Source organism: Streptomyces rugosispiralis, from assembly GCF_024505145.1.
In the GTDB taxonomy this organism is placed as follows: Bacteria; Actinomycetota; Actinomycetes; order Streptomycetales; family Streptomycetaceae; genus Streptomyces; species Streptomyces rugosispiralis.
On record NZ_JANIAA010000004.1, the window covers coordinates 234,954 to 254,126 of the forward strand.

The 19,173-nt window shown below is 73.0% G+C and carries 10 protein-coding genes and 1 riboswitch; of the genes, 6 read left to right on the top strand and 4 right to left on the bottom strand.

Annotation, left to right across the window (positions count from 1 at the left end; genetic code table 11):
* Positions 1-117: 117 nt before the first annotated feature.
* A riboswitch (cobalamin riboswitch) is annotated at positions 118-203 on the top strand.
* A gap of 53 nt (positions 204-256) precedes the next feature.
* Positions 257-3,901 (top strand): cobaltochelatase subunit CobN, encoded by a 3,645-nt coding sequence (gene cobN / locus NP777_RS09750; RefSeq protein ID WP_256649694.1) that lies wholly within the window; start codon positions 257-259, stop codon positions 3,899-3,901.
* 66 nt (positions 3,902-3,967) lie between these two features.
* Here the strand turns inward: cobN and NP777_RS09755 are convergent, their stop codons facing one another.
* Complete coding sequence (locus NP777_RS09755) at positions 3,968-4,222, bottom strand: hypothetical protein (protein WP_256649695.1); 255 nt, start codon at positions 4,220-4,222, stop codon at positions 3,968-3,970.
* 319 nt (positions 4,223-4,541) lie between these two features.
* Here NP777_RS09755 and NP777_RS09760 point away from each other — a divergent pair, with 319 nt between their 5' ends.
* On the top strand, positions 4,542-5,540 hold the full coding sequence (locus NP777_RS09760) for a cation diffusion facilitator family transporter (RefSeq protein ID WP_256649696.1): 999 nt from the start codon (positions 4,542-4,544) through the stop codon (positions 5,538-5,540).
* A gap of 35 nt (positions 5,541-5,575) precedes the next feature.
* Here the strand turns inward: NP777_RS09760 and NP777_RS09765 are convergent, their stop codons facing one another.
* Positions 5,576-5,704, bottom strand: a complete 129-nt coding sequence (locus tag NP777_RS09765) for a hypothetical protein (protein WP_256649697.1) — start codon at positions 5,702-5,704, stop codon at positions 5,576-5,578.
* Between the two features lie 167 nt (positions 5,705-5,871).
* The gene (locus tag NP777_RS09770) at positions 5,872-10,479 is read right to left on the bottom strand and encodes a cation-translocating P-type ATPase (RefSeq protein ID WP_256649698.1); all 4,608 of its coding nucleotides are present in this window, start codon (positions 10,477-10,479) and stop codon (positions 5,872-5,874) included.
* A gap of 105 nt (positions 10,480-10,584) precedes the next feature.
* On the opposite strand from NP777_RS09770, the gene NP777_RS09775 reads away from it, so the two are divergent.
* Positions 10,585-10,905 (top strand): hypothetical protein, encoded by a 321-nt coding sequence (locus NP777_RS09775; protein WP_256649699.1) that lies wholly within the window; start codon positions 10,585-10,587, stop codon positions 10,903-10,905.
* 41 nt (positions 10,906-10,946) lie between these two features.
* Here NP777_RS09775 and NP777_RS09780 read toward each other — a convergent pair whose 3' ends face one another.
* Positions 10,947-12,392: a lipase maturation factor family protein gene (locus NP777_RS09780; protein WP_256649858.1), complete on the bottom strand. Its 1,446-nt coding sequence runs from the start codon at positions 12,390-12,392 to the stop codon at positions 10,947-10,949.
* A gap of 297 nt (positions 12,393-12,689) precedes the next feature.
* On the opposite strand from NP777_RS09780, the gene NP777_RS09785 reads away from it, so the two are divergent.
* The 3 genes from NP777_RS09785 (at position 12,690) to NP777_RS09795 (ending at position 18,997) form a co-directional block, all read left to right on the top strand.
* Positions 12,690-13,730 (top strand): 3-oxoacyl-ACP synthase III family protein, encoded by a 1,041-nt coding sequence (locus NP777_RS09785; RefSeq protein ID WP_256649700.1) that lies wholly within the window; start codon positions 12,690-12,692, stop codon positions 13,728-13,730.
* Between the two features lie 38 nt (positions 13,731-13,768).
* Complete coding sequence (locus NP777_RS09790) at positions 13,769-15,487, top strand: 3-hydroxyacyl-CoA dehydrogenase family protein (RefSeq protein ID WP_256649701.1); 1,719 nt, start codon at positions 13,769-13,771, stop codon at positions 15,485-15,487.
* A 633-nt stretch (positions 15,488-16,120) separates the two neighbouring features.
* Entirely contained in the window at positions 16,121-18,997 is a 2,877-nt protein-coding gene (locus NP777_RS09795) for a helix-turn-helix transcriptional regulator (protein WP_256649702.1), read from the top strand.
* The last annotated feature ends 176 nt before the right edge of the window (positions 18,998-19,173 follow it).

Here is a 19,173-nt window from a genome sequence, read left to right on the forward strand (position 1 = left end):
TCGGCCCACCGCCCCGGCCGAGCCGGAACTCACCGCCCCGTGGCAGGTCAGCAACGCTTACTATGCTCAGCGGTGGGTCGGTCCCGGCCCGCGACACGTACAAGACGGCACTCACGGTAGGAAGCCGGTGGAAATCCGGCGCGGTCCCGCCACTGTGAGCGCGGCGGCTGCCGAACGGCAGCCGCCGCGCGAGCCAGGAACTGCCGCCGTCTTCAACCCGCCCGGGGCGCGGACCCCGAGGAAGGCCTGCCGTCGCATGATTCTGCTGCTGTCGACGTCCGACACCGACCTGCTCAGCGCCCGTGCCGCCACGGGCCCGGTGTCGTACCGCCTCGCCAACCCGGCCCGCCTCGCGCTCGAAGACCTCCCCGGCCTGCTCGACGGCGCCGAACTCGTCGTCGTACGGCTCCTCGGCGGTATCCGCGCCTGGCAGGAGGGGCTCGACACGCTGCTCGCGGGCGACCTGCCCGTCGTGGTGCTCAGCGGTGAACAGGCGCCGGACGCCCAGCTCATGGAGGCGTCCACGGTCCCGGTCGGCATCGCGGCCGAGGCCCACGCCTACCTCGCCCACGGCGGGCCCGCCAACCTGGACCAGCTGGCCCGGTTCCTCTCCGACACCGTGCTGCTCACCGGGCATGGCTTCGAACCGCCCGCGCCCGCGCCCACCTGGGGTCCGCTGGAGCGCACCGCCCGCGCGGCCGACACCGGCGACGCCACCGGCCCGACCGTCGCGGTGCTCTACTACCGCGCCCACCACATGAGCGGCAACACCGCCTTCGTGGAGGCCCTGTGCCGCGCCGTGGAGGACGCCGGGGGCCACCCGCTGCCGCTGTTCGTCGCCTCGCTGCGGGCCCCCGAACCCGAGCTGATCGAGGCGCTCGGCGCGGCCGACGCCATCGTCACCACCGTCCTCGCGGCCGGTGGCACCCGCCCCGCCGAGGCGTCCGCGGGCGGCGACGACGAGGCGTGGGACGCGGGCGCGCTCGCCGCGCTCGACGTGCCCATACTGCAGGCGCTGTGCCTCACCTCGCCGCGCGCCGCGTGGGAGGAGAACGACGAGGGGCTGTCACCGCTGGACGCCGCGACCCAGGTCGCCGTCCCCGAGTTCGACGGGCGCCTCATCACCGTGCCGTTCTCGTTCAAGGAGGTGGACGAGGACGGCCTGCCGGTCTACGTCGCCGACGCCGAGCGCGCCTCGCGTGTCGCCGGAATCGCGGTACGACACGCCCGGCTCCGCCACATCCCCGCCGCCGACAAGCGCCTCGCGCTCGTCCTCTCCGCCTACCCCACCAAGCACTCCCGGATCGGCAACGCCGTCGGCCTCGACACGCCCGCGAGCGCCGTCGCCCTGCTGCGCCGGCTGCGCACCGAGGGCTACGACCTCGGCCCCGAGGACGGGCCGGACGCGCTCCCGGGCCTGGCCTCCGGCGTCGGCGACGAGCTGATCTACGCCCTCATCGAGGCGGGCGGCCATGACCAGGAGTGGCTCACCGAGGAGCAGCTCGCCCGCAACCCCGTCCGCATCCCGGCCGCCGACTACCGCCGCTGGTACGCCACGCTCCCGCGGGAGCTCCGGGACGCGGTCGAGGAGCACTGGGGCCCGCCGCCCGGCGAGATGTTCGTCGACACCAGCCGCGACCCCGAGGGCGAGATCGTGCTGGCCGCGCTGCGCCGCGGCAACCTCCTGGTGGTCATCCAGCCGCCGCGCGGCTTCGGCGAGAACCCCATCGCCATCTACCACGACCCCGATCTGCCGCCCTCGCACCACTACCTGGCGGCCTACCGCTGGATGGCCACCGCGCGGACGGACGGTGGCTTCGGCGCCGACGCCATGGTCCACCTGGGCAAGCACGGCAATCTGGAGTGGCTGCCCGGCAAGAACGCCGGACTGTCCGCCGCCTGCGGCCCCGACGCCGCGCTCGGCGATCTGCCGCTGATCTACCCCTTCCTGGTCAACGACCCGGGCGAGGGCACCCAGGCCAAGCGCCGCGTCCACGCCACCCTGGTCGACCACCTCGTGCCGCCGATGGCCCGCGCCGACTCCTACGGCGACATCGCGCGGCTGGAGCAGCTGCTGGACGAGTACGCGGCCATCTCCGCGATGGACCCGGCCAAGCTCCCCGCCATCCGCGCCCAGATCTGGACCCTCATCCAGGCCGCCCGGCTCGACCACGACCTGGGCCTGGAGGCGCGGCCGGACGACGACGGCTTCGACGACTTCCTGCTGCATGTCGACGGCTGGCTGTGCGAGGTCAAGGACGCCCAGATCCGCGACGGACTGCATGTCCTGGGCGGCGCGCCGACCGGCCCCGAGCGCGTCAACCTCGTACTGGCCATCCTCCGCGCCCGCCAGATCTGGGGCGGTACGTCCGCGCTTCCCGGTCTGCGCGAGGCGCTCGGCCTGGACGAGTCGGCCGCCACCCGCACCGGCGCCGACGAGGCCGAGGAGCGGGCCCGCGCGCTGGTCCAGGCGATGGAGGACGCCGCATGGGCCCCGGAGGCCGTCGAGAAGGCCGTCCTCACCCTGCCGGACGAGCAGCGCCCCGCGGTCTCTGCGGTCCTCGACTTCGCCGCCCGCGAGGTGGTACCCCGGCTGGCCGCCACGACGGACGAGATCGACCACGCCGTACACGCGCTGAACGGAGGCTTCGTCCCGGCCGGGCCGTCCGGCTCGCCGCTGCGCGGACTGGTCAACGTCCTGCCGACCGGCCGCAACTTCTACTCCGTCGACCCCAAGGCGGTGCCCAGCAGGCTGGCCTGGGAGACCGGCCAGGCCCTCGCCGATTCGCTCCTGGAGCGCTACCGCGCCGACAACGACGGTCAGTGGCCGACGTCCGTCGGCCTCTCGCTGTGGGGGACGAGTGCGATGCGCACCTCCGGCGACGATGTGGCCGAGGCGCTGGCGCTGCTGGGCATCCGCCCGGTGTGGGACGACGCCTCGCGCCGGGTGACGGGACTCGAACCCGTGCCCCTCGACCAGCTGGGCCGCCCGCGCGTCGATGTCACCCTGCGCATCAGCGGATTCTTCCGGGATGCCTTCCCGCATGTCGTCGGGTTGCTGGACGACGCCGTACGGCTCGCCGCCTCCCTCGACGAGAGCGACGGGGACAACTACGTACGGGCGCACACCCGCGCCGACCTCGCCGCGCACGGTGACGAGCGCCGCGCCACCACCCGGATCTTCGGCTCCCGCCCCGGCACCTACGGCGCCGGACTGCTCCAGCTCATCGACAGCCGCGACTGGCGCACCGACGCCGACCTCGCCGAGGTCTACACGGTCTGGGGCGGCTACGCCTACGGCCGTGGTCTCGAGGGGCGCCCGGCGCGGGAGGAGATGGAGAGCGCCTACCGCCGGATCGCGGTCGCGGCCAAGAACACCGACACGCGCGAGCACGACATCGCCGACTCCGACGACTACTTCCAGTACCACGGCGGCATGGTGGCCACCGTGCGCGCACTGAAGGGCACCGCGCCCGCCGCGTACATCGGCGATTCCACCCGCCCCGAGACGGTCCGCACCCGCACCCTCCACGAGGAGACCTCACGGGTCTTCCGGGCCCGGGTGGTGAACCCGCGCTGGATCGAGGCGATGCGCCGCCACGGCTACAAGGGCGCCTTCGAGCTCGCCGCGACGGTCGACTACCTCTTCGGCTACGACGCGACCACGGGCGTGGTCGCCGACTGGATGTACGACAAGCTCGCCCAGACCTATCTGCTCGACCCGGAGAACCGCGCCTTCCTGGAGGAGGCCAACCCCTGGGCGCTGCACGGCATGGCCGAGCGGCTGCTGGAGGCCGAGAGCCGCGGGCTGTGGGACGAGCCCGACCCGGAGGTGCTGGAGCGCGTGCGGGAGCTGTACCTGGAGACGGAGGGCGGCCTGGAGGGCGGGGACGGCGAGTAGGCGCGTCCGCCGCTTGTCGGGTGGGTCCGGGCGGGTCCGGTGGGTCCGGGCGGGTCCGGCGGTGGCTCAGTCGGTGGACGAGTGCGTCGCCGGGCGGGTCGCCGCCCGGATCCGGTCCGGCCAGGGGGGACAGTTGACCAGTTCGGTCCACTCGCGGTCGTAGCGGCCGGGCACCGCGCGCCCCGCGGAGGCCCAGCGCTCGACCAGCGCCGCGTAGATCGGTACGGATGTGGATGTGTGAACGGTCTGATGAACCGTTCCGTCGCCTTCGGTGCTCCGGTCCAGCGCTCTGCTCGGCTGCGAGAGAGAACGGCGTCGCATCGTCGTCGTCATATTCGGACAACGCGCCGTGCCCCGTCGGGTCACCTTCCGGACGCCGGTCTCACCCGCATCGGCGTGGTGTCGCACATGTCAGCGACTGCCGGGTGGCCTGGCCCGGCGGCGCCACGGCGGCCCGCCCGGACGAGACCGGGCCGTTCCTCTTTTCGCCCCGCGAAATGAAAAGCATTGCCGCATTCATAAGGCCCATTCGCCGCCGGGGCGAGAGTTTATTGATAACCGTGTCCATTGCCGCCTTTGGCGAATTCCGCTCGGGCCTGTTTCAATTGCGCTGTCCCGAAGACGATCCGAGGAGGAGTCGGTGGGAGCTCATGCGCACGGACCCGACGAGGGGCACGGCAGGCCTGGCCACGGCGGCCACACCCACGGGGTGGCGGAGAACGCCGACCGCCGGTGGCTGACCCTCGCCCTCGCGCTGATCAGCGGCTTCATGGCGGTGGAGGTCATCGTCGGGATCGTCGCCCGCTCCGTGGCGCTGTTGTCCGACGCGGCCCATATGCTCACCGACGCCGCCTCGATCGTTCTCGCCCTCATCGCGATCCGGCTCTCGGCGCGCCCCGCGCGTGGCGGATACACCTATGGGCTCAAGCGGTCGGAAATTCTTTCCGCCCAGGCCAATGGGCTTTCCCTGCTGCTGCTCGGCGCCTATCTCGGCTATGAGAGTGTGGGGCGGCTGATCGATCCGCCCGAGGTGACCGGTGGTCTGGTGCTGATCACCGCGCTGGCCGGTGTGGTGGTGAATCTCGCGGCCGCGTGGTGCATGTCGAAGGCGAACCGCTCCTCGCTCAATGTCGAGGGCGCCTTCCAGCATGTGCTCAACGATCTCTATGCCTTCATCGCCACCGCGATCGCGGGACTGGTGGTGGTGACGACGGGCTTCGCCCGGGCCGACGCGATCGCCGGTCTGCTGGTGGTGCTCCTCATGATCAAGGCGGGCGTGGAACTGCTGCGGGCCTCCGGCCGGGTGCTGCTCGAGGCCGCGCCCGCCGGTGTCGAGCCCGATGAGGTGGGCGGCCGGCTGGTCGCCCATGGGCTGGTGGCCGAGGTGCACGATCTGCATGTCTGGCAGATCACCTCGGGCGAGGTCTCGCTCTCCGCCCATGTCCTGGTGGCGGCGGGCGGTGACTGCCACGCCGTCCGGGAGGACCTGGAGGCGGTGTTGAGTAGCGAGTACGGGATCACCCACACCACGCTGCAGGTGGATCATCTGGACGAGCCCGCCGCGCGGGGGCGTGTCGACGGGGAGCACTGTCCGACCGCCCACGGTCCGGTGCACCGGGCCGCGTCGTACGGCCACTGAGCGGGGGTCCGGGAACGGCCGGCGGGTCGGCCGGGTCAGGCCGCGGCGGGGGCGGCGGACGGCCTGAAGGCGGCGGTCAGAAGCGTCTTCGCGAGCTGGGCGACCAACGCCTCCAGCGCGATCTGGGCCAGCTTGACCAGGACGGTCGTGAGAATGTCGGCCATGAGTACCTCACTGGATGGAACACGAGTGGAAGCGAGGCATCCGCTTCCGGTTCCATAGCCTGACCCGGGCCGGAAAGCGGGCGGCGCACACCGGGTAAGCGTCCGGTTAACGGACGGAAAGTTCTGGGTGAGAAACGCCCGGGATATCCCCTTCCCGGGCTCCATCCTCAGACCGCGAGCGGCACCCGCCGGGGGAACAGCAGCCGCGGCGCCACGGCCGCCCCCACGGTGGCGGCGGCCGAGCAGCCACCGACGATCGACCAGGCCATCGGGCCCAGCGGCGTACAGCCGAAGAAGTGGCTGACCACCGGCGTCTCCACGATGGCGAACAGCGTGGCCGCGGAGGCGACACTGGTGATCAGCACCAGGGGGCTGTGCCAGTCGGTCAGATACGTCTGGCCCAGCTGGGTGCCGACCAGCGCCGCGAGCCCCATGGTGCTCGCCCGCCGGGGCCGCCCGGTCATCCGCCCGCACTGCCAGGCCGCCGCGGCGCCCAGCGCTGTGGCACTGCCGCGCACCGCGAGGATACGGCCCAGATCCGAGCCGAACAGCGCGGACGACGGGCCGCCGACCAGCGGGTCCTCACCGGACTTGTGCTCCCGGGCCCGGGCCAGGGCCACCGCGAGCGCGGGCAGCATGTCGGTCAGCAGATTCACCAGCAGCAGCTGACGGGTGCCCAGCGGCGCCCGCCCGGCCACCGCCGCGCCCAGGAGGGTGAAGGCGACCTCGCCCGCGTTCCCGCCGACCAGGATCGCCACCGCGTCGCGCACACTGCGCCACAGCGCCCTGCCCTCCCGCAGCGCGTCGAGGATCCGGGTCGGGTCCGAGTCGGTGAGCACCAGGTCCGCCGCCGCGCGGGCCGAGGCCGAGCCGTGGGCGGACAGCCCGATGCCGATGTCCGCGAGGCGGATGGCGGCCGCGTCGTTCACCCCGTCCCCGGTCATGGCCACCACCTGCCCGGCCTGCCGCAGCGCCTGGACGATGCGGACCTTGTGCTCGGGGGAGACCCGGGCGAAGACGGTGGTACGGGCGATCCGCTCGACCCGCTCGCCCTCGGGCAGGGTGTCCAGCTCCGCCCCGGTGAGCACCGGCTCGGCGTCCGGGATGCCCAGCTCCCGGGCGATGGCGACCGCCGTGGTCGGATGGTCGCCGGTGACCATGGTGACGCGTACCCCGGCGTCCGTCAGCCGCTTGACGGTCTCGGCCGCGCCCGGCCGGGTGGTGTCGGCGATGGCGATGAAGCCCAGCAGGGTGAGGTCCCGGGCGATCTCGGCCACCTCCGCCGTCGGCGTGTCGGACGCGGCGGGCCGGGTCTCGGCCACCGCAAGCACCCGTAGCCCGTCCGAGGCCAGCGAGTACAGCAGGCGCTCGGTGGCGCGCCGCCGCTCCGGGGTCAGCGGCACGGTGTCGTCCGCCGCCCCCGGGCTCAGGGCGTAGGCGCACCGGGCGAGCACGATCTCGGGCGCGCCCTTGACGGCCAGGTGCGGGCGCCCGGACCACGTGCCCAGACACGCCGAGAATCCCCGGCTGGCCTCGAAGGGCAGCTCGGACACCGGACGCCAGGTGCCGTCGCCGTCGCAGTGCGCCGCCGCGGCGTCGATGACGGCCTGGTCGGTGGCGTGGGCCAGGGCCCGCCCGCCGTCCGGCTCGGGACACGCCCGGGCCGCCGTGCGCAGCAGCCGCTTGCCCAGCGCACCGCGGGCCGGCAGCTCCTGGTCGTACCCGGCGACCCGGGCCACGGCCAGCCGGCCCTCGGTCAGCGTGCCGGTCTTGTCGAAGCAGACGACGTCCACCCGGCCCAGGGCCTCCAGCACCCGCGCCGAGCGCGTCAGCACCCCGCGGTGCGAGAGCCGGCGCGCCGCGGCGGACTGCGCCACGGTGGCCACCAGCGGCAGCCCCTCGGGCACGGCGGCCACCGCGATGGCCACTCCGGTGGACAGCGCCTCGCGGACCGGCACCCCGTGCAGCAGCCCCAGCAGGGTGACGGCGGCGCCGCCCAGGCCGGTGGCGGGCAGCGCGACCTTGGTGAGCGCGGCCAGCCGGCCCTCGATCCCGATGGGCGCGGTGGCGCGCCCGGCCAGTTCGGCGGCGCGCCCGGCCTCGGTCTGCGCCCCGGCGGCCACGACCACGGCGTATCCGGTTCCGGCGAGCACCGTGCAGCCCTGGTAGAGCATGCAGGACCGGTCCGCCAGGTCGGCGCCCGGCGTGGCGGCCGGGTCCTTGGCGACCGGCCCCGACTCGCCGGTCAGCCCGGCCTCGTCCAGCTCCAGCCGGTCGCTCACCAGCAGCCGGGCATCGGCCGGTACGACGTCCGAGGGCCGCAGTGCGACGATGTCCCCGACCCGGAGCTCCTCGGCGGCCACCGTGTGCACCGGGGCGGTGGTCAGCCCCGCGAAGAACACCTCACGGTCCGCCGTCACCCCGTCCGCCAGGGACATCGCGGGCGCCCAGTCGACCAGCCGGCCGTTCATCCGCTCGCTCAGCAGCAGTCCGCGCAGCGAGCGCTCGGCCCGGAGCCGCTGTGCGCCGCTGATCACCGCGTTGCCCGCCATCACGCTGACGACGAGGAAGGAGTCCACCCCGGATCCCACCGCCGCGGAGGCCGCCGCGCCGAGCGCCAGCACCGGGGTGAGCGGATCGTGCAGCTCCTCGCGCACCGCGTGCACCAGCGAGACGGTGTTCCGGGTCAGGGCCGCGAACCGGGCGGAGGCGGACGCCGCGGCACCGGGCGCCCCGGCCCGTACGACCGTCCCGGCGGCCCACAGCGCCCCGGAGGTCCGCGCCGCGCCCGGGGCCCCGGGGCCCGCGCCGCGCGACGCGCCCGAGCCGTCGGGCAGCTCCGTCCCGTTCTCCCGGAACGCGCTCAGCACGCTCAGGGTCTCCCGCGCCCCCAGGGCGTGCCAGTTGCCGCGGACGCGGGGCGCCGGGGCCGGGCGGCGCTCCACCCGGCGCGCCGCGCCGATCCCGCCGAGCATGGCGAGGAACGCCGCGCTGTACACCGGGGAGGTGGCGAGCCCGGCCACCGCGGGCCGGGTGCCCGCCGCGGCGATGAGCGCGCCGAGCGCGGATCCGCCCATCGACAGCCGGGCCGACCGCCGGCTGACCGAACGCGCGTCCTCCAGGGCCCGCAGGACACGCCAGGCGTGGAGCAGCCCGGGGCCGCAGAGCAGATCGGCCGACCAGCACACCCGGCCCGCACCGCGCGCCGTGATGGCCACGCCGAGATCCGCCGCGCCCAGCGCCTCGTCGTCCTCGCCGCTGATCACCAGCACGCCGTGGTCCTCGATCTGCAGCCGGCGCACCGTGTCGGGGAGCGACGCGCCGAGGGGAAGCAGCTCATCGGCCCATGGCGCGATCTCGTCCGTGCTGGCGTGGCTGGTGAGCACCAGGCGCCGCGCACCGGAGCGGGCCGCCGCCACCAGGGCGTCGGCCAGCGGGTCGAGTTCGCAGCCGATCCGGATCCGGGCCTGCCGCCGGCCGTCCTCGCCGTGCAGATCCGCGGTCAGGGCCGGCGCGCTCGCCGGGAGCGCCGCGGGGAGCCCGGGGGGCCGCTCCAGCCGCCACGGGCCGCGCGTCCAGGGCCCCTCACCGGACAGCTCCCGCAGCGTGCGGCGGTCCAGGACGGACTGCGCGGCGCTCCACGCCTCGGCCTCCCCCAGGTCGCCCACGGTGGTGACCGCCAGCAGCCGCGGCCGTCCGGTACACAGCACCCGCGCGTCGATCAGCACCGCCGACACGCGGTCCAGCAGCCGCAGCGCGGTGCCGTCCATGGGCACCACGCCGTCGCGTGCCAGCACATCGCCCAGCCGGGCGGCGAACGCCTCCCGTCCCATGGCGGCCGCCTTCGGCACCGTGGCCAGCAGCGCCTTGGCGGACTGCTCGAGGTCGCGGGTCCACGCCAGCAGCCCGCCCACACCGGACAGCGAGGCCAGCGAGGTGCGGTCGACACAGGTCTCCACCGGCCCGGAAGGCAACGGCCTGGGCCGGCGGGTGGGCGGGTGCGAGTGCGCCGGCAGCCCTTCGCCGTCCGCCACCAACTCGGGCTCCCGGCGCTGCCATACGACCTGCCGGCCGCGGATCTCGGCGAGTTGCAGCACACGCTGCAGCGCGTCCAGGGCGAGCGGGGCCTCACCCCTGGTCAGGGCGTGCACCACGGCGTTCGACACGCCGATCAGGGTGTCGGCCTGGGCACGGCCCAGCCGGGACTCCAGCAGACCGCGCACCCGCGGCTGGAGCTCCGCCAGCACGGTCGGGATCCGCAGCGCGGGGGAGAGGGCGGGCCGCATCGCCACCCGCCGGATCGTGGCCGTCATCAGCCCCAGGCAGTCGGCGGCGAGCGCGGCCGCGGCCAGCGTCGCCGGAGCGGAGGCGAACGGCGGTTGCGGACGGCCCGCCGGGAAGGTGTCCGCGTCCGTCCCATGGGCCTCCTCGACGCGCTCGACCACCTCCAGCACGTCGTCGGGACCGAGCCGGTCCTCGTCGAAGTCGACCAGGACCTGGCCCAGCGCCGCGTTCACCCCGGCCCAGTTGACGCCCGCCAGCCGTCGCAGCGCGCCCTCCAGCTCCTGGACCAGCCGCTCATGGCCCTCGCCGTGGCCCGTCAGCCCGCGTACCTCCACATGAGCCCGGCCCGCCCGCGCCCACACCCTCCGCCCGGTGCGCCGGTCGCCGGTGTCCCGCAGGACGTCGGTGATGTCCGCGAGCCGCATCCGCAGACCGTTCATTCCGCGGGACGGTGCGGAGACGAGGCCCGTGAGCGTAGTGATGGGCAGCAAGGGCTGCTCTCCCCTCGGTCCTGATATGCCGGGATCCTTAAATCGGCCTATGCTTACCTAATTCCGTCATAAAGTAATCAAAAGGACGTCCGGTAGGAGGAAGGCGTGAGCGCAGCGACCACATCCAAGACGACCGACACCCGGAAGACGGGCGCGACTTCGGGGAAGAAGGGCGACCGCACGGTCACCTTCACCGTCCCCCGTGCCGCCATGGCCACGGCGAACGTCGCCACGATGCCGATCAGGACCGCACGGCGGGTCCTGCCCGCCAAGGGCGGGCTGCCGCTCTACCTCGGCCTCGGTGCGATGGGCCTCGCCGGAGTCCTGGAATGGCCGATCGCGCTGGGCGTCGGCGTCGGGTACGCCGTGCTGCGCAACCCCCCGCCGGGCGCCGAGACCCCGAACGCGAAGGGCGCCGCCGCCTGAGCCCGGACCACACGGCCGCCGGGACCCCGGCCCGCCCGGTATCACGCCCCTGACGAGCCGCGATCCTCCAGCCTGACCGGCGGCAGGAACTCGCTCAGCAGGGTGCGGTGCCACCAGGCCCCGGTGGCCCGCCGCTCCGCCCGGGTGGTGAAGCGGTAGAGATACAGCCGTGCGCGCAGATGGGTGGGCGGCGTCCCCGGGAACGGATTGGCACGCAGCAGCTTCACCGTCGCCCGGTCGTTGACCAGCAGCTTGCCGATCAGCGGGGTGAACCAGGACCCGGCGTAGCCCGGTGAGAGCCCCGCGAACCACATCATCCAGTCCAGCCGCAGGTGGTACGGGGCGTACTGGCGCGGCAACCGGCGCACATCGCCCGGCTTGCCCCGGAACTCGTAGTCCTGCCAGACCGTGTCCGGGGTGAGGACCGCGTCGTCGGTGCCCTGGATCACCACCTCCTGCCGACTGCGGTTGACGCTGCCGAACGCCCCGTAGGTGTTGACCAGGTGCACCGGATTGAACGAGAAGTTCATCAGCTGACGGCCCGACAGCAGATTGCGGGCCGGCCAGTAGCTGAGCACCAGCACCAGGGCGGTGGCGGCCAGCACCACCACCTCGTACCAGACCGGGGGAGCGGCGAGGTCCGGCGGTCCGGGCAGCCCCAGCACCTCGGCGGCCCGGCGGCCGTCGACCGCCGAGAACGCCAGCAGGATCGTCAGCCAGTTGAGCCAGGAGAAGTTCCCGGAGGCCACCAGCCACAGCTGGGTGACCACGACGATCCCCGCGGCCACGCTCGCGACCGGCTGCGGGGTGAACAGCACGACGGGCACGATCAGCTGCGCCACATGGTTGGCCGCCACCTCCACCCGGTGCAGCGGCTTCGGCAGATGGTGGAAGTACCAGCTGAGCGGCCCCGGCATCGGCTGGGTCTCATGGTGGTAGTACAGGCAGGTCAGGTCCCGCCAGCAGCGGTCCCCGCGGATCTTGATCAGCCCCGCGCCGAACTCCACCCGGAACAGCAGCCAGCGCGTCAGCCACAGGATGAGCACGGGCGGCGCGGTGCGCTCATTGCCCAGGAACACGGCGAGGAACCCCGACTCCAGCAGCAGGGACTCCCAGCCGAAGCCGTACCACACCTGCCCCACGTTGACGATCGACAGATACAGCAGCCACAGGGCCAGCCACGCCACCATCGCCACCGCCAGCGGCGCCCGGTCCGCCGCACCCACCAGCAGCGCGGCCGAGAGCGCGGCACCCAGCCAGGCGCAGCGGACGAAGAACCGGTCGGAGTAGTGCAGATGGAACAGGCTGGGCGCGCGGCGGAACGGCACCCGGTCCAGGAAGCGCGGCACCGGCGTCAGCCCCCGCTCGCCGAGCAGCGCCCGCCCCTGCCGGGCCGCCACCAGAAAGGCGATCAGATAGACGGCGGCCAGCCCCCGTTGGAAGACCAGCCGGCTCAGCCAGTAGTCGGATGAGGTGAACCACTCCATGGGGACCGCTCCCTGGGCCGGTGCGTCTTCGGCCTGCATGTATCCGGTACCACCTGCGACGGGTGCCCGTCATGCGCCGGGTCATACGGCGGACCGGGTTCATTCGGTAGGGGGCCTAGGGGGGGTGACGGGTTAGGGGTTATCCGTGCCGTGCCCGGTCCGTAGCGTCGAAGCCCGGCATGGATCCGGAGGGAACCACCCAATGCTTCTTCTCGAGCACCGCCGCACCCCGCGAACAGCGACGACAGCGATGGCACCGGTGACGGCGGCGGTGGCCGCGCGGGCCGGGAGATCCAGATGACCGGGCAGCCGGCCGGGACATCCGGCGGGCGGCCCATCGGGATTCTCGGCACCGGCTCGTATCTGCCCGCCGAGACCGTGTCCAACGAACTGGTGGCCGAGCGCGCGGGAGTGACCCCGGACTGGATCTCGGCGAAGACCGGGATCCACCGCCGCCGTTACGCCGCCGACCACGAGGCCACCTCCGATCTGGCCGTGGAGGCCGCCCGCGCCGCCCTCGCGGACGCCGGAATCCGCGCCGATCAGCTCGGCTGGATCGTGGTGGCCACCTCGACCCCCGATCACCCCCAGCCCGCCACCGCCTGTCTGGTGCAGCACCGGATCGGCGCCACCGGCGCCGCCGCCTTCGATCTCAACGCGGTCTGCAGCGGCTTCGTCTTCGCCCTGGTCACGGCGGCCGGGCTGCTGTCCGCCGGGTCCGGCGCCCCCGCCCCGTACGCCCTGGTGATCGGCGCCGATGTCTACTCCCGCATCATCGACCGCACCGACCGGCGCACCGCCGTGCTCTTCGGCGACGGGGCCGGGGCGGTGGTGCTGGGGCCCGTGCGTCCCGGCTACGGCCTCGGCGGATCGCTGCTCACCAGCGACGGCGCGCTCCACGAGCTGATCGAGGTGACGGCGGGCGGCAGCCGCGCCCCGGCGTCGGAGAAGACCCTCGCCGACGGGGGCCACTTCTTCCGGATGCGGGGCCGCGCGGTCAGCGAGTACGTCCTGACCGAGCTGCCGCGCGCGATCGGGCGTCTGCTGGCCGCGCACCGCACGGACCCCGCGAGCGTGGACCACTTCATTCCCCATCAGGCCAATGGCGTGCTGCTGGCCAAGGCGCTCGGCGACCTCGGACTGCCGCGGGCGCGCACTCATCTGACGGTGGCCGAGCACGGCAACACCAGCGCCGCCTCCATCCCGCTGGCGCTCGACGACGCACGGCGGCAGGGCGTGTTCGGCGACGGGGAGTTGCTGCTGCTCGCCGGATTCGGCGGCGGGATGTCGCTCGGCGCCGCGCTGCTCACATGGCAGGACGGCCACCGCGGTCCGTGACCAACCCAAGGTCCCAGCCAGCGAAAGGACTCATCGGCATGGCACAGCGCTTCCCCACCGTCGCGGTGTTCGGGCTCGGCACCACCGGCCGCCATCTCGTGGACGCCCTGGTCCGCGGTGGCCGGCGGGTGATCGCCGTGGAGCGGGACGAACCGGCCCTGCGGCGCGGCCGGGCGGGGGTGGCCGCGCCGGACTCCGCCGTCGAGTTCACCACCGACCCGGCGGCCGCCGCCCGGGCCGAGCTGGTGGTCGAGGCGGTTCCCGAACGATTGGAGACCAAGCGCGGGCTGCTCGCCCGCGCCCATGCCGACTGCCCGCCGGAGACGGTGTTCGCCACCACGACCACCGGGCTCCCGGTGACCGAGATCGCCGTCGGCTCCGGACGGACCGATCGCACGGTGGGGCTGCACCTCTTCCCGCTGGGCCCCGACCGCGAGCAGCAGGCGGTGGAGGTGGTGGGCACCCCGCTCACCGCGGACGCGGTCCTGGCCGACGTCCGGGAGCTGGTCCGCGACCTGGGCCGGATCCCGGTGCGGGTGGCCGACCGGCCGGGCTTCGTCGGGGGCGCGCTCACCATGGCGTACCTCAACAACGCGGTGGCCATGTACGAGCGGCGTTACGCCTCGCGCGACAGCATCGACACCGCCATGACCCTGGGCTGCGGACTGCCGATGGGGCCGCTGGCCCAGTTGGACGCCATGGGTCTGGACACCGCGCGGGACTCCCTGGAGGCGCTGTACGAGCGCACCGGCGACCCGCGGTACGCGCCCGCGCCCACCCTGGCCCATATGGTGACCGCCGGTCTGCTCGGCGTGAAGGCGGGCCGCGGCTTCTACGAGTACGAGGCGGGCGGCGCGGCGCGGGGCGGGGAGACGGACGGCCTGGGCGAACCCGTACCGGCCCGTGCGGTGCGGCGGATCGGGGTGGTGGGCTCGGGCACGATGGCCGTCGGGATCGCGGAGGTGTGTGCGCGCTCCGGCTATCCGACGGTGCTGGTGGCCCGGAGCGAGATACGCGCGAAGGAGGCGACGGCCGCCGTGGAGCGCTCGCTGGAGCGCGGGGTGCGGCGCGGCAAGCTGGCGCCCGAGTCGCTCACCGAGGCGATGGGCCGGCTGACCGCGGGCCGCGAACTCCAGGCGCTCGGCGCCTGCGATCTGGTGGTCGAGGCCGTGGCGGAGGACATCGACGTCAAACGGGCCGTCTTCGCCGATCTGGACCGGGTGTGCGCACCGGGCGCGGTGCTCGCCACCTCCACCTCCAGCCTGCCCGTCATCGAGTGCGCGATGGCGACGCGGCGGCCCGAGGACGTCATCGGGATGCACTTCTTCAACCCGGCCCCGGTGATGCGGCTGGTCGAGGTGGTGCACACCGTGCTGACCTCCAAGGAGGCGCTCGGCACGGCGCACGCGGTGGCCGCGGCACTCGGCAAGCGTGCGGTGGACTGCCAGGACCGGGCCGGTTTCATCGTCAACGCCCTGCTCTTCCCCTATCTGAACAGCGCGGTGGCGATGCTCGAGGAGGGCTGGACCACCGCCGATGACATCGACACGGTGATGGCGGCCGGGCAGGGCTATCCGATGGGCCCGCTGCGGCTGCTGGATGTGATCGGCCTTGATGTGTCGCTCGCCATCCAGCGCACCCTGCACGGCACCTTCCGGGATCCGGCCCTGGCCCCGGCCCGCCACCTCCGGCGGCTGGTCGAGGCGGGTCACCTGGGCCGCAAGGGCGGGCGGGGGCTGCACCTCCACGAGCGATAGCGGCGGGCAACGGGGGGATGCCGGGGCCGGGGACAGACCTCCCCGGCCCCGGCATCCGTATGCCCGCGGCGACGACAGCGGGTGCGAGGATGCCATTGGAATAGTCCAACGATGAGGTGTGTGGCTTCGGAATTCATCGGTACGGGAATAGGTATGCCGGCTCACTGTCCGCTTTATGGCATGAGAATTTCCGGCGAATCACTTGCGGTTACCAGCGGCAACAGACATAAGAACCGCATTGGCCATCAAAACGGGCAAATAAATGTTCGAAACGGATCCCGGGGTCCTGTGCGTATGACCACTTCGTGTCGGGGTCAAGGATGTCGGAAGTTTTCCCGGGTGCGGCTAGGGGGTCTCGTGTATGCTGGCCCCTCCGAGCAAATGCCCACGTGAACGGGGGTGGCGCAGGTTGTCGGGGCGTTGGTGCACTTCGGCCTCAGTGCGTTGCCCCACGTAGGGGTGTCCCGCTCGCATCGCTTTTGTCGATCGTCGGGCAGTCCGCTCAGAATTGGTAATTCGTTAACGATGATTTTACGTGCGGCGATGGTGGCGTGACCGGTGGGCGTATAGCTTACTGGGAGGCGTTCGGGCTGCCGTGAGCAGTGCTTCGCGTCGCATTCGGGGGTGCGAGCAATGGTGTTTTCATCGGCCAGAGCCAGACAATTCGACGCGCAATTCGAGAGACTTCGCCGGGCGTTTTCCAGATGCCTGTCCGGGGAGGCGGGCATCGTGCTCGTCGAGGGCGCGGTCGGTTGTGGCAAGACCTATACGCTCGAAGCCGTCACGGCCCATGCGGCGAAGGCCGGAGCCCTCGTCCTCAAGGCATACGGAACCTCGGCCGACCGCGCTCCGCTCGGCACGCTGCGCCAGCTTCTGGACTCGCCCCGGCTCCCCAAGGCGACCGCCGACCACCTGCGCCGGGCACTCGACCACGGCGCCCTCGACGCCGCCCCGCCCCGGGAAACCCCAGGTGGCGACCCCGCGAGCGCGAACCCCACCCATGTGCAGGGCGCCCGGGAGTTCCGCGCCGCCCTCCATGAACTCGCCTCCCGCGAACCGGTGGTGATCTGTGTCGACGAACTCCAGCTCGTCGACACGGCGTCACTTCAGTACCTGCTGTACCTGGCGACCCGTTCGCGCTCCGCCAAACTCCTCATGGTGTTCGCGCAGGCGACGGACAGCGAACAGAAAGACGCCGTTTTCAATACCGAACTGCTGCGCCAGCCCAATTTCCGGCGGCTGCGGCTGGAGCGGCTGTCCTGGGACGAGACGGCACATCTGCTCACCACTCGTCTGGGACTTCCGGATTCCACCGATGTGGCCTACACGTGGTATGAGGTGAGCGGCGGTAATCCGTTGTTGCTACGCGCGGTGATTGACGATTACCGCACCGCGGGGGCGCCCCCACGGCGCAGCCGCGCAGTGGAGCCCGTGGTGGGCGACATGTTTGTGCAGGCCGTGCTCACCTGTGTCTGCCGCAGCGGGCGCACCGTCTCCCGGCTGGCCGAGGGCATCGCGGTGCTCGGGGCGTCCGCCTCCCTCGAACTCCTCGGCCGGTTGCTGCGCATCGGCCCCGCCGGCACCCGCCGCGGAGTCGCGGCGCTGGACGCGGCGGGCCTCGTCGACGGCCTCGCCTTCCGCCACCCGTATGTCGAGGCCGCGGTGTTGGAGGACATGGACCCCGAGGTCCGGCTGGACATGCACCGGCGCGCCGCCGTCCTGCTGCACCAGGGCGGCGGGGCGACCCTCGCGGTGGCCCGCCATCTGCTCGCCGCCCAGGCCGCCGACGAGCCCTGGGCGGTGCCACTGCTCCGGGACGCCGCGCAGCAGGCGCTCGCCGAGGACGACGCCAAGCTGGCGGTGGCCTGTCTGGAGCTGGCGTACGCGGCCTGCGCGGACGAGGAGCTGCGGGCCGGGATCAGGATCGGCACCGCCGGGATCATGTGGCGGCTCAACCCCTCGGCGTCCGAGCGGATGCTGGAGGAGCCGCTGGCCGCGCTGTGCGCCGACCGGCTGCCCGCCTCCCATATCGGGCGGCTGATCGAGCTGTTGCTCGCCCACGGCCGGATCGAGGAGGCGCGCGGCGCCATCGGCCGGCTCAACGCCGTCATGAGCAACGCGGGACCCACCTCGATGTCCCAGTTCCGGCTGACCGCCCGCTGGGCCCAGGAGTCCGGTGCGCAGGACCGGCCCCCCGGGGCCACGGCGCGCCAGGGCGAGGACGGCGGCGCCTCCCGCGCGCAGCTCAGATCCCGCAGACCCTCCGCGCTGTCGACCATCACCGCGGCGTTCAGCGGCTTCTTCGGCCGCGGCGGGAGCGAGGAGTCACCGGTCGCCGCCGCCGAGAAGGTGCTCGATGTGTCGCCGCTCACCGACGCCACCTTCGAGCCCATCGTCAACTCGGTGAACGCGCTGGTGTACGCGGGCCGCCCGGACAAGGCCGCGCCGTGGTGCGACGCGCTGATGGAGGAGGCCGAGCGGCGCCGGGCGCCGGGCTGGCAGGCCATCTTCGCCTCGATCCGCGCCGAGATCGCCCTGCGGCAGGGCAACCTCGTGGAGTCGGCGGCCTACGCGACCACCGCCCTGGAGATCGTGCCCGGCCGCGACGGAAGCGTCTTCATCGGCGGCCCCCTGGCCAGCCAGATCCTGGCGTACACGGAGATGGGCAAGCATGACGCGGCGGCGCGGCATCTGAGCCGCCCGGTCCCGGAGGCGCTGTTCAAGAGCATCTACGGACTGGGCTACACCCGCGCCCGCGGCCGCTACTACCTGGCCACCAACCGCATCAACGCGGCGCTCGGCGAATTCCTGATGGCCGGCCGGCTCGCCCAGCTGTGGGAGCTGGATCAGCCGGCGCTGCTGCCCTGGCGCTCGGACGCCGCCGAGGCATGGCTGGAGCTCGGCGACCGCGAGAAGGCCGCCAACCTGGTCTCCGAGCAGCTGGCCAGGAACGGCGCCGGGGACTCCCGGGTCCGCGGCGTCTCCCTGCGGTTACTGGCCGCGGCGGGCGACATCGAGAACCGGTCCCGGCTGCTCGGCCAGGCCGTCGAGGAGCTGCAGTGTTCCGGCGACCGCCTGGAGCTGGCCCGGGCGCTGGACGATCTGGGTCGTACGCTGCGCGGTTCCGGGGAGCTGGGGCGGGCCGACGCCATCATGGGCCGGGCCTGGCGGATGGCCAAGGAGTGCGGCGCCGAGGAGCTGTGCGCCCGGATCCGCCTCGACTCGGGTCTGGAGGCCCACGATCCACGGCCGGTGGTGCGGCCGGTGTCCGGACCACTCGGCCCGAAACCGGCGGTGCCGCCGTCCCTGGGCACCAAGCTCAGCGAATCCGAGGCCCGGGTCGCCGCCCTGGCGGTGGACGGTTATACGAACCGGGAAATAGCCGCCAGCCTGTTCATCACCATCAGCACGGTGGAACAGCATTTGACGCGGGTGTACCGCAAGCTGAATATCAGGAGCCGGCAGCAGCTGCCGACCGCGCTCCGGGCCCAGGTGGACGAAATCGCCTGAAGACGGGGATCGCCTGAGCGAAGACGGGGATCGCCTGAGCGAAGACGGGGATCGCCCGAGTGATGGCGGGGATCGCCTGAGCGATGACGAGGGCGATGTCCCGCGGAAGGGGTGGCCGCATGCGGCCACCCCTGTTCCATGCCCACCCCTGATTACCCCCCTATCGCCGCGGCAGA

Coding starts and splice junctions, on each gene's coding strand:
- cobN (WP_256649694.1), top strand. CDS start 257: ATGATTCTGCTGCTGTCGACGTCCGACACCGACCTGCTCAGCGCCCGT.
- NP777_RS09755 (WP_256649695.1), bottom strand. CDS start 4,222: ATGCGACGCCGTTCTCTCTCGCAGCCGAGCAGAGCGCTGGACCGGAGC.
- NP777_RS09765 (WP_256649697.1), bottom strand. CDS start 5,704: ATGGCCGACATTCTCACGACCGTCCTGGTCAAGCTGGCCCAGATCGCG.
- NP777_RS09780 (WP_256649858.1), bottom strand. CDS start 12,392: ATGGAGTGGTTCACCTCATCCGACTACTGGCTGAGCCGGCTGGTCTTC.
- NP777_RS09785 (WP_256649700.1), top strand. CDS start 12,690: ATGACCGGGCAGCCGGCCGGGACATCCGGCGGGCGGCCCATCGGGATT.
- NP777_RS09790 (WP_256649701.1), top strand. CDS start 13,769: ATGGCACAGCGCTTCCCCACCGTCGCGGTGTTCGGGCTCGGCACCACC.
- NP777_RS09795 (WP_256649702.1), top strand. CDS start 16,121: ATGGTGTTTTCATCGGCCAGAGCCAGACAATTCGACGCGCAATTCGAG.